Source organism: Pseudomonas sp. KB_12 (genome assembly GCF_052114545.1).
GTDB lineage: Bacteria > Pseudomonadota > Gammaproteobacteria > Pseudomonadales > Pseudomonadaceae > Aquipseudomonas > Aquipseudomonas brassicacearum.
In genome coordinates, this window is the sequence record NZ_JBFREY010000028.1 from 111,388 (window position 1) to 120,199 (window position 8,812).

General features: G+C 58.5%; 10 protein-coding genes. 6 read left to right on the plus strand and 4 right to left on the minus strand.

Annotation, left to right across the window (positions count from 1 at the left end; genetic code table 11):
- The first annotated feature begins 4 nt into the window (after positions 1 to 4).
- Positions 5 to 169, plus strand: coding sequence for a DUF2474 domain-containing protein (locus AB4Z20_RS21205; RefSeq protein ID WP_253469555.1), 165 nt, complete (start codon positions 5 to 7; stop codon positions 167 to 169).
- A gap of 98 nt (positions 170 to 267) precedes the next feature.
- Here AB4Z20_RS21205 and AB4Z20_RS21210 read toward each other — a convergent pair whose 3' ends face one another.
- Positions 268 to 1,407 carry a methyltransferase gene (locus AB4Z20_RS21210; RefSeq protein ID WP_253469552.1) on the minus strand — a complete coding sequence of 380 codons (1,140 nt, stop codon included), beginning with the start codon at positions 1,405 to 1,407 and terminating at the stop codon, positions 268 to 270.
- Between the two features lie 182 nt (positions 1,408 to 1,589).
- Positions 1,590 to 2,303: an autoinducer binding domain-containing protein gene (locus tag AB4Z20_RS21215; RefSeq protein WP_442090538.1), complete on the minus strand. Its 714-nt coding sequence runs from the start codon at positions 2,301 to 2,303 to the stop codon at positions 1,590 to 1,592.
- Positions 2,304 to 2,585: 282 nt separating this feature from the next.
- Between AB4Z20_RS21215 and AB4Z20_RS21220 the strand changes: the two genes are divergently transcribed.
- A complete protein-coding gene (locus tag AB4Z20_RS21220) occupies positions 2,586 to 3,362 on the plus strand; it encodes a ferredoxin--NADP reductase (RefSeq protein WP_214512868.1) in 777 nt (258 codons plus the stop codon).
- Positions 3,363 to 3,555: 193 nt separating this feature from the next.
- Here the strand turns inward: AB4Z20_RS21220 and mscL are convergent, their stop codons facing one another.
- Positions 3,556 to 3,969, minus strand: coding sequence for a large-conductance mechanosensitive channel protein MscL (gene mscL / locus AB4Z20_RS21225; protein WP_214512867.1), 414 nt, complete (start codon positions 3,967 to 3,969; stop codon positions 3,556 to 3,558).
- A gap of 282 nt (positions 3,970 to 4,251) precedes the next feature.
- On the opposite strand from mscL, the gene katB reads away from it, so the two are divergent.
- From katB to radA, 3 genes are all read left to right on the plus strand, one after another.
- A complete protein-coding gene (katB, locus tag AB4Z20_RS21230) occupies positions 4,252 to 5,793 on the plus strand; it encodes a catalase KatB (protein WP_442090539.1) in 1,542 nt (513 codons plus the stop codon).
- A gap of 152 nt (positions 5,794 to 5,945) precedes the next feature.
- Positions 5,946 to 6,494: an ankyrin repeat domain-containing protein gene (locus tag AB4Z20_RS21235; RefSeq protein ID WP_320390554.1), complete on the plus strand. Its 549-nt coding sequence runs from the start codon at positions 5,946 to 5,948 to the stop codon at positions 6,492 to 6,494.
- A gap of 41 nt (positions 6,495 to 6,535) precedes the next feature.
- Entirely contained in the window at positions 6,536 to 7,903 is a 1,368-nt protein-coding gene (gene radA, locus AB4Z20_RS21240; protein WP_003185644.1) for a DNA repair protein RadA, read from the plus strand.
- 143 nt (positions 7,904 to 8,046) lie between these two features.
- On the opposite strand, the gene AB4Z20_RS21245 is transcribed toward radA, so the two are convergent.
- Positions 8,047 to 8,403, minus strand: coding sequence for a PilZ domain-containing protein (locus AB4Z20_RS21245; RefSeq protein ID WP_253469541.1), 357 nt, complete (start codon positions 8,401 to 8,403; stop codon positions 8,047 to 8,049).
- A 158-nt stretch (positions 8,404 to 8,561) separates the two neighbouring features.
- Between AB4Z20_RS21245 and AB4Z20_RS21250 the strand changes: the two genes are divergently transcribed.
- Positions 8,562 to 8,812: carbon starvation CstA family protein (locus AB4Z20_RS21250; protein WP_442090540.1), on the plus strand; the 251-nt coding region annotated here is incomplete at its 3' end.

An 8,812-nucleotide genomic window follows, 5' to 3' on the forward strand; every position in this document is an offset into this window, starting at 1 on the left:
GAGCATGGGCAAACCTGACTTGAAAGACATCGAGGCCGCCGAACGCAAGCCGCTCTGGCAGCGACTCGGCTGGCTGGTGACGATCTGGACCGGTAGTGTGCTGGCGCTGTTCATCGTCGCCAGCCTGATGCGGATGTTCATGAATGCCGCGGGGCTGACGACTCACTGATCGCCCTGTGGGAGCGAGCTTGCTCGCGATGAGGACAATGCAGGCTCGCAGGAGCCGAGGTGCTTGCATCGCGAGCCAGCTTTGCTCCCACAGACGATTTATTTGCGGGCTTTGAGGATCACGAATTTCGGCGTGGCGGCTACTTGCTCGACACCGCGGAACAACCGCGCCAGTTTGCTGTGGTACCCCAGGTGCCGGTTGCCGACGATGTATAGCGCGCCGCCCACCACCAGCGCTTCGCGAGCCTGCTGGAACATCCGCCAGGCGAGGAAATCGCCCACCACTTGCTGCTGGTGGAAGGGCGGATTGCACAGCACCACGTCCAGTGACTGTGCCTCTTGTCCGGCCAGGCCATCATCGGCCCGCAGGGTCACTTCGCGTTCGCCCAGGGCTGCACGCCAATTCTCGGCGGCCGATTGCACGGCCATATACGACTCGTCCACCAGGGTGTAGCGGGCCTCGGGGTTTTGCAGGGCGCTGGCGATGGCCAGCACGCCGTTGCCGCACCCCAGGTCCGCGACCCGGGCCGTCCCGAGGTTTTTCGGCAGATGTGGCAGGAACGCGCGGGTGCCGATGTCCAGGCCTTCGCGGCAGAACACATTGGCGTGGTTGAGCAGCTCGATCTTCGGCTCGTCCAGCCAGTAACGCGTGGGGTAGGGCGATATGATCGGCGCACTGCCTTGTGAAGAGCCGGGTTGTGGCGTAGCGATCAACAGCCGTGCTTTTTTCACCGCCAGGGAGGCCTGCACCGGGCCGATATACCGCTCCAGCAAATCGCCAGCGGCCCGGGGCAGGTGCTTGATCATGGCCCCGGCAATCACTTGGGCGCCTGGCGCGAGTTGGCCTTGCAGGCGAATCAGCTGTTCCTCCAGCAAGGCCAGGGTTTTCGGTACTTTGATCAGGACGCGATCGAACGGGCCGGTCAGTGGCTCGCTGGCAGGTAGCGTTGGCACCGCATCGAAGGGGCGGCCGTTGCGCACCAGGTTTTTCTCCAGCGCCTGCAAAGCAAGGAAGGAGTCACCGCTGCTGGTCACCAGGACGTTGCCCGCCAGGCTGGCCGCCAGGGCGCCGAAGCCGTCATTTAGCACCAGGACCCGAGTCTGCGCGCTCGGCTGTTGTTCGGCCAGGTACGCGAGCAGGTATTCGTCGGCCGCATCGAAGGCTTGCAGCGGTTCGTTCTGCTGTTCGGGTTGGCGGATCAGGTCGAGTTGAGCGAAGGGACTGTCGAGCAGGGGCATGGCTGGGGACTCTGGAGATCAACGAGTGTCCCGCTGCCTGGAGATAGGTGTCTGTGCGGGACCTCCTGAATGAACGGCGTCGCGTGCAAGAAGCGGCATCATCCAAGTGGAACCGTAAATGGTACGTTTTTTTGTCGCACATTACTCGTGGGTTTTTCAGCTCGACAGTGTCGTGCCACGGGTCAGATCACATGGATCTGGGCGGCTTTAGCCACCGCTGAAATCTTATTGCTGACGTTCAGTTTTCGCATGCAACTGCACACATGGAAATTCACGGTCCGTTCGGAAAGACAAAGGATCCTGCCCACTTCCGAGGCCGTCTTGCCTTCGGCAGACCACCTCAATACTTCGATCTCTCTGGGGGACAAGTGACATTTTGGCTGGACTGCGGTGGCGTCCGCCAGTTTTTTGCTGGCAAGCGCATGCAGCTTTTGACTGGCGAAGATGGCGTAGCCGAGATTGCCATAATGCTCCTCGATATCAATGGGACAATGGGTTCGTGCAAGGCTGAACAGGCTGGACTGTGCCCCTTGTTCGTCATGAACGGCCTGGGTCCAGCCGTACTTGAGTCCTTGTCGATTAAGTTCTCGCCATAACTTAGGGGCCTGAGCGAAAATATTCTCATTCCACATGATCGGAAGTGGTGATTGATTGCAGTGTGCTACTATTGGGTCGTTCGATGCATAACCATTTTGTTCATAAAGCCGCTCCCATCCATAAGGGTAATTATTCAGGTTCACCTTACTGGTGTGATTGTTGGGGCTGCCTAAGTAGGCTGAAAATGCACAATAGTCAAATCCTTGATTGTTAAAGAAATTCACTACTAGACGATAGGCCGTCTGCAGGTCTTTTTCACAGGATAACTTCCTCAGCAACAAGTCCTTCCACCTGTCCATCGCTTTCTCCTGGGTTTGATTCGTCCATGCGGATCCAATCCCTGATGCGAATTTTTATTGTAGGACTTTTCCTAACTTGTAGTGATATTTTTTTTAACTAGCTTACAGAATTGTAATGTATTAGTTCTGCAGATTGATTTCTTTTGCAGTGTTCTAACTTTGTACAGTTTTGGTAAAAGTTTTAGATGGGGCGAGTGCAACTAAAATGCTATTACTTGCCCGTCGGTGGTGAAAAGGTTCACTTTGCGGGACACTGTATGTCTTGTCCCATAGGAGTGGCTCATGACCGACAGCGCAGAGAAGTTCACCCGCCAAACCCTGCTCGATGTCCAGCCGTTGACGCCTCATCTGTTTACGTTGCGCACGACCCGGGATCGCGGCTTTCGCTTTCGGGCGGGACAGTTCGCCCGGCTGGGCGTCGTCAAGGCGGATGGGACCACTGTCTGGCGGGCGTACTCCATGGTGTCGTCGCCGTTCGACGAGTTCCTCGAATTCTTTTCCATCGTGGTTCCCGATGGCGAGTTCACCAGTGAGCTCAGCCGCCTGCAGCCGGGTGACGAACTGTTGGTGGATCGCCAGGCTTTCGGCTACTTGACGCTGGATCGCTTTGTCGATGGTCGGGATTTGTGGCTGCTGTCTACCGGGACGGGTGTGGCGCCGTTCCTTTCTATCCTCCAGGATTTTGAGGTCTGGGAAAAATTCGAGCGGATCATCCTGGTGTACAGCGTGCGCGAGGCGCAGGAGCTGGCGTATCAGGCGTTGATCAAGGAACTGTCCCAGCGCGACTACCTGGCCGAGTACGCTCATAAGTTTCGTTTCATTGCGACCGTCACTCGTGAGCAGCATCCGGGGGCGCTCAATGGGCGGATCACCACGCTGATCGAAAATGGCGAACTGGAGCGGGCGGCCGGCGTAGCGCTGGCGCCGGAGCATTCGCGAGTGATGCTGTGCGGCAACCCGCAAATGATCGACGAGACACGCAAGCTGCTCAAGACCAGGGGGCTGCAGTTGAGCCTGACCCGTCGGCCGGGGCAGGTGGCGGTGGAAAACTACTGGTAGGAAACCCACGCATGTAGGAGCTGTGTAGGAGCTGTGTAGGAGCTGTCGAGTTCAACGAGGCTGCGATCTTTCCCCAGACACTTGAGTCTCAAGCGAAAGATCGAAAGATCAAAAGATCGCAGGCTTCGCCAGCTCCTACAAAACCCAGCGCGAGCTTGCTCCCTCGCCACAGGTTCTATCGATGGAGGGAGGTTCAGGGCCGCTCGTTCTGGGCCTTGAGCAGGTCGCGAATTTCGGTGAGCAGCAGTTCTTCCTTGGTCGGAACAGGAGGCGCGCTGGGGGCCACGGCTTCTTCGCGCTTGAGGCGGTTGATCGCCTGGACGCCCATGAAAATGGCGAACGCCACGATGATGAAGTCGATGGTGCTCTGGATGAATTTACCGTAGGCCAGCATAACGGCAGGCGCATCACCCTGGGCGGCCTTGAGGGTGATGGCCAGGTCACTGAAGTCCACTCCACCAATCAGCAGGCCGATGGGAGGCATGACCACGTCGCCAACGAATGACGAAACGATTTTGCCGAAAGCGGCACCGATGATGATCCCGACGGCCATGTCGACGACATTGCCTTTGACCGCGAAGGCCTTGAACTCGCTTAGCACGCCCATGAGTTATTCCTTGTGACAGATTAAAGATGAGTGGCAGTGTAAGTCAGCCCAACGAGTCTTGCTCGAAACGCCTGCTTACAAAGCTTCAATTATCGACCTGGTCCTGGGTGAAAAGTTTTCAAAGTGCCATCAATCGCGCGTGATACGCGGTTTCAGCCTGGCACCCCACAACGTTTTTTCTATCGACGCGGTACGGCATTTCTATTTAGGTTTTCCTTTATCGAGCACTAGCCTCTGGATGGCGCACATGGATGCGCTCTATAACATCAGAGGAACACGCCTATGAACACTTCCCTTGGCCACGGGGCTTATTCCCATCGCCGCGCTTTTTTTGTGCTGACCGCGAGCCTTTTGTCCTTGTCTGTCAACGCGGCCACCCTGACCCGGGACAACGGTGCGGCTGTCGGCGACAACCAGAACTCGCAAACGGCAGGCCCCAACGGCCCGACCTTGCTGCAAGACGTGCAGTTGATCCAGAAGCTCCAGCGCTTTGACCGTGAGCGCATCCCTGAGCGCGTGGTGCATGCCCGTGGGACCGGCGCCCACGGTACCTTCACGGTTTCCGACGATCTCAGCGACCTGACCAAGGCCAAGGTTTTTGCCGCAGGCCAGGTCACGCCAGTGTTCGTGCGTTTTTCTGCCGTGGTGCATGGCAATCATTCGCCGGAAACCCTGCGCGACCCCCGTGGTTTCGCCACGAAGTTCTACACTGCCGACGGTAATTGGGACTTGGTGGGTAACAACTTCCCGACCTTCTTCATCCGCGATGCCATCAAGTTTCCGGACATGGTCCACGCCTTCAAACCCGACCCTCGGACCAACCTGGACGATGACTCACGCCGCTTCGATTTCTTCTCCCATGTTCCAGAATCGACCCGCACCCTGACCGAGTTGTATTCCAACTCCGGGACGCCGGCCAGTTACCGCGAGATGGACGGTAACGGTGTACATGCCTACAAACTGGTTAACACCAAGGGTGAAGTTCACTACGTGAAATTTCATTGGAAAAGTTTGCAGGGCCTGAAAAATCTCGATCCGAAAGAAGTTGTGAAAGTTCAGGGTCAAGATTACAGCCATATGACAAATGATCTGGTGAATCATATTAATAAGGGCGACTTCCCGAAGTGGGACTTGTACGTCCAGGTGCTCAATCCAGAGGACCTTGCCAAGTTTGACTTCGACCCACTGGACGCGACCAAGATCTGGCCGGGTGTGCCTGAGCGCAAAGTCGGGCAAATGGTCTTGAACCGCAATCCGGCGAATGTCTTCCAGGAAACCGAGCAGGTGGCCATGGCGCCGGCCAATCTTGTACCGGGTATCGAACCTTCCGAGGATCGTTTGCTCCAGGGACGAGTATTTTCCTACGCTGACACGCAGATGTATCGCCTGGGTGCCAATGCCCTGCAACTGCCGATCAACGCCCCCAAGGTGGCGGTGAACAACGGTAACCAGGACGGCGCGATGAACCCTGGCAGCACCAGCACCGGAGTGAATTATCAGCCGAGCCGCCTGACGCCGCGTGAAGAACCGCAAGCGGCACGCTACAGCCAGGCCGCGCTGAGCGGCAGCACCCAGCAAGCGAAGATCCAGCGTGAGCAGAACTTCAAGCAGGCCGGTGATTTGTATCGTTCGTTCAGCAAGAAAGAGCGTGATGACCTGATCGACAGCTTCGGCGGCTCTTTGGCGACCACCGATGACGAGAGCAAGCACATCATCCTGTCGTTCCTCTACAAGGCTGACCCTGAGTACGGCACTGGCGTGGCTCGTGTCGCCAAAGGTGACTTGGCCCGGGTCAAGGCCCTGGCGGAAAAACTGACTGACTGATCCACAGCCAGGCAGGTGCATGACCTGTGGGAGCAAAGCTTGCTCGCGAAACAGGTGCTGGGGTCTGAAACCAGACCGAGTTGTCTGCATCGCGGGCAAGCCTTGCTCCCACAACCATGCCCCCACAGTCATCTGCCAGAGGAGACGTCATGATGCGCAGATTTTTTTTATCGATGCTTGCGACCTGGTCAATGAGCGTACTGGCCGATCAGCCAATACCCACTGAACCGGCCGCCGTACAAGAGCAGTTGCAAAACTATTACTTCGATGCCGCTCGCCGCGGCGATGTGCCGATGCTCGAGACTTTTATCGAGGCCGGTTATTCGCTCAATACCCAGGATGAAAAGGGCTACACCGCGCTGATTTTGGCGGCTTATCACGGCCACGGCCCCGCGGTGGAGCGGCTGCTGGCCGCGGGTGCCGATGCCTGTGCCCAGGACAAACGTGGCAACACGGCGTTGATGGGCGCGATTTTCAAGGGCGAAGTGCAGATTGCGCGGCGTTTGTTGTCCACCGATTGCAGCCCGGACCAACGCAACGGTGCCGGGCAGACCGCGGCGATGTATGCCGGCCTGTTCAAGCGCGATGAGTTGCTCGACGCCTTGAAGGCCAAGGGCGCCGATCTGCAGGCCCAGGACCCGTTGGGCAATACCGCGGTGGATCTGGCGAGGGGTGAAATCAGAATGCCGGCCCCGCGCTGACGTCCCCTAGGCTATCATCGCGGTTTTTCTCCGGAGTTCAGATGGCCAAGGCAAAGCGCATGTACGGCTGCACCGAGTGCGGCTCGACCTTTCCCAAATGGGCCGGCCAGTGCAGCGAATGCGGGGCCTGGAACACCCTGACTGAAACCATGGTGGAAAGCGGCGGCGCCGCGGCACCCACCGGTCGCACGGGCTGGGCCGGTCAGCAGGCGCAGATCAAGACCCTGGCCGAAGTCAGTGTCGAAGAAATTCCGCGTTTCTCCACTGCATCCGGAGAACTGGACCGCGTGCTCGGTGGCGGTTTGGTGGACGGTTCGGTGGTGCTGATCGGCGGCGATCCGGGCATCGGCAAATCCACCATCTTGTTGCAAACCTTGTGCAACCTCGCCACCCGCATGCCGGCGCTGTACGTCACTGGCGAAGAATCCCAGCAGCAGGTCGCCATGCGCGCCCGGCGCCTGGGCTTGCCCCAGGACCAGTTGCGGGTCATGACCGAGACCTGCATCGAGACCATCATCGCCACGGCGCGCCTGGAAAAACCCAAGGTGATGGTGATCGACTCGATCCAGACCATTTTCACCGAACAGCTGCAATCGGCCCCGGGCGGCGTGTCCCAGGTGCGCGAAAGTGCGGCGTTGCTGGTGCGCTACGCCAAGCAGAGCGGCACGGCGATTTTCCTGGTGGGCCACGTCACCAAGGAAGGCGCACTGGCGGGGCCGCGCGTGTTGGAGCACATGGTCGATACCGTGTTGTATTTCGAAGGCGAATCCGATGGTCGCCTGCGTTTGCTGCGGGCGGTGAAGAACCGCTTTGGTGCCGTGAACGAACTGGGTGTGTTCGGCATGACCGACAGAGGCTTGAAAGAAGTCTCAAACCCTTCGGCGATCTTTCTGACGCGTGCCCAGGAAGAAGTCCCTGGTAGCGTGGTCATGGCAACGTGGGAAGGCACCCGGCCGATGCTGGTCGAAGTGCAAGCGCTGGTGGACGACAGTCACCTGGCGAACCCGCGCCGGGTCACCCTGGGCCTGGATCAGAATCGGTTGGCTATGTTGCTGGCGGTGCTGCATCGACACGGCGGGATTCCGACGCACGACCAGGACGTGTTCCTCAACGTCGTGGGCGGGGTCAAGGTGCTGGAAACCGCGTCCGACCTGGCGTTGATGGCCGCAGTCATGTCCAGCCTGCGCAACCGGCCGCTGCCCCACGACCTGTTGGTGTTCGGCGAAGTGGGGCTGTCGGGCGAAGTACGGCCGGTGCCCAGTGGCCAGGAGCGACTCAAGGAAGCGGCCAAGCACGGTTTCAAACGCGCCATCGTGCCCAAGGGCAACGCGCCGAAGGAAGCCCCGCCGGGGTTGCAGATCATTGCCGTGACGCGCCTGGAACAGGCGTTGGATGCGTTGTTCGAATAGTACTGGCAATTGCGCAAGGAAGGCATGTGGGAGCAAAGCTTGCTCGCGATGCAGACGACTCGATTTTAAAGGACCGCATCGCCGCCATCGCGGGCAAGCCTTGCTCCCACAGAATCCCCTCGCCACAGGGGGCACCGCTGGATTCAGATATGAATCAACGCCGCTAACTCCCGCTCCAACTCGTCATGGTCGCCCAGGTTCAGCTCTACCAGCCGGCGTAGGTGTGCGATGGAGTCCAGGTCAATGTGCTCGCAGGCGAAGCCCAGGTGACCATGGTCATCATGGGCCAACCGAACTTCCATCTTGATCTCAGCATCAGGGCTCAAATGAATATCGGCCATGAAAGGTTGTTCGATATCGCCAAGCCAGGGTTCGGGTTTCTTGATCAGCAAACCCTTGAGGGACAGATCCAGCAACTCTACCGGCCAGATGAACGGGCCCTGGCTCAGCTCGGTCCTGGCATGGAAGTCAACTCGTACGAAGCGGCGACGTTCGCTCATTACGCATTCCCTCTGAAGATTCATTGACTATAGACCCTACTGAGGGAGCCTCGTCACCATTTGGCAATCGACAGACGAATGTCGAGTATGGCCTTTGCCCGGGTTAGCGCTAAACTCCAATGGCAATCTTTCTTGTCCACCCTGGCTGGAATATAAAAATGAAAAATAATAATAGCCTGCTACGCCATCTGCCCTGGCTACTGCTGGCCGTCGTAGGAGCGTGCGCCCTGGGCGTCGTGGCATTGCGTCGAGGCGAGGCGATCAACGCCCTCTGGATCGTCGTCGCAGCCGTGGCCATCTACCTGGTCGCCTACCGCTACTACAGCCTCTTCATCGCCAACAACGTGATGCAACTCGATGCGCGCCGGGCCACCCCTGCCGTGCTCAATAACGATGGCCTGGACTACGT

Excerpts from the sequence above, each read along its gene's own strand:
- AB4Z20_RS21205 (WP_253469555.1), top strand. The coding sequence starts at position 5 with ATGGGCAAACCTGACTTGAAAGACATCGAGGCCGCCGAACGCAAGCCG.
- AB4Z20_RS21210 (WP_253469552.1), bottom strand. The coding sequence starts at position 1,407 with ATGCCCCTGCTCGACAGTCCCTTCGCTCAACTCGACCTGATCCGCCAA.
- AB4Z20_RS21215 (WP_442090538.1), bottom strand. The coding sequence starts at position 2,303 with ATGGACAGGTGGAAGGACTTGTTGCTGAGGAAGTTATCCTGTGAAAAA.
- AB4Z20_RS21220 (WP_214512868.1), top strand. The coding sequence starts at position 2,586 with ATGACCGACAGCGCAGAGAAGTTCACCCGCCAAACCCTGCTCGATGTC.
- mscL (WP_214512867.1), bottom strand. The coding sequence starts at position 3,969 with ATGGGCGTGCTAAGCGAGTTCAAGGCCTTCGCGGTCAAAGGCAATGTC.
- katB (WP_442090539.1), top strand. The coding sequence starts at position 4,252 with ATGAACACTTCCCTTGGCCACGGGGCTTATTCCCATCGCCGCGCTTTT.
- AB4Z20_RS21235 (WP_320390554.1), top strand. The coding sequence starts at position 5,946 with ATGCGCAGATTTTTTTTATCGATGCTTGCGACCTGGTCAATGAGCGTA.
- radA (WP_003185644.1), top strand. The coding sequence starts at position 6,536 with ATGGCCAAGGCAAAGCGCATGTACGGCTGCACCGAGTGCGGCTCGACC.
- AB4Z20_RS21245 (WP_253469541.1), bottom strand. The coding sequence starts at position 8,403 with ATGAGCGAACGTCGCCGCTTCGTACGAGTTGACTTCCATGCCAGGACC.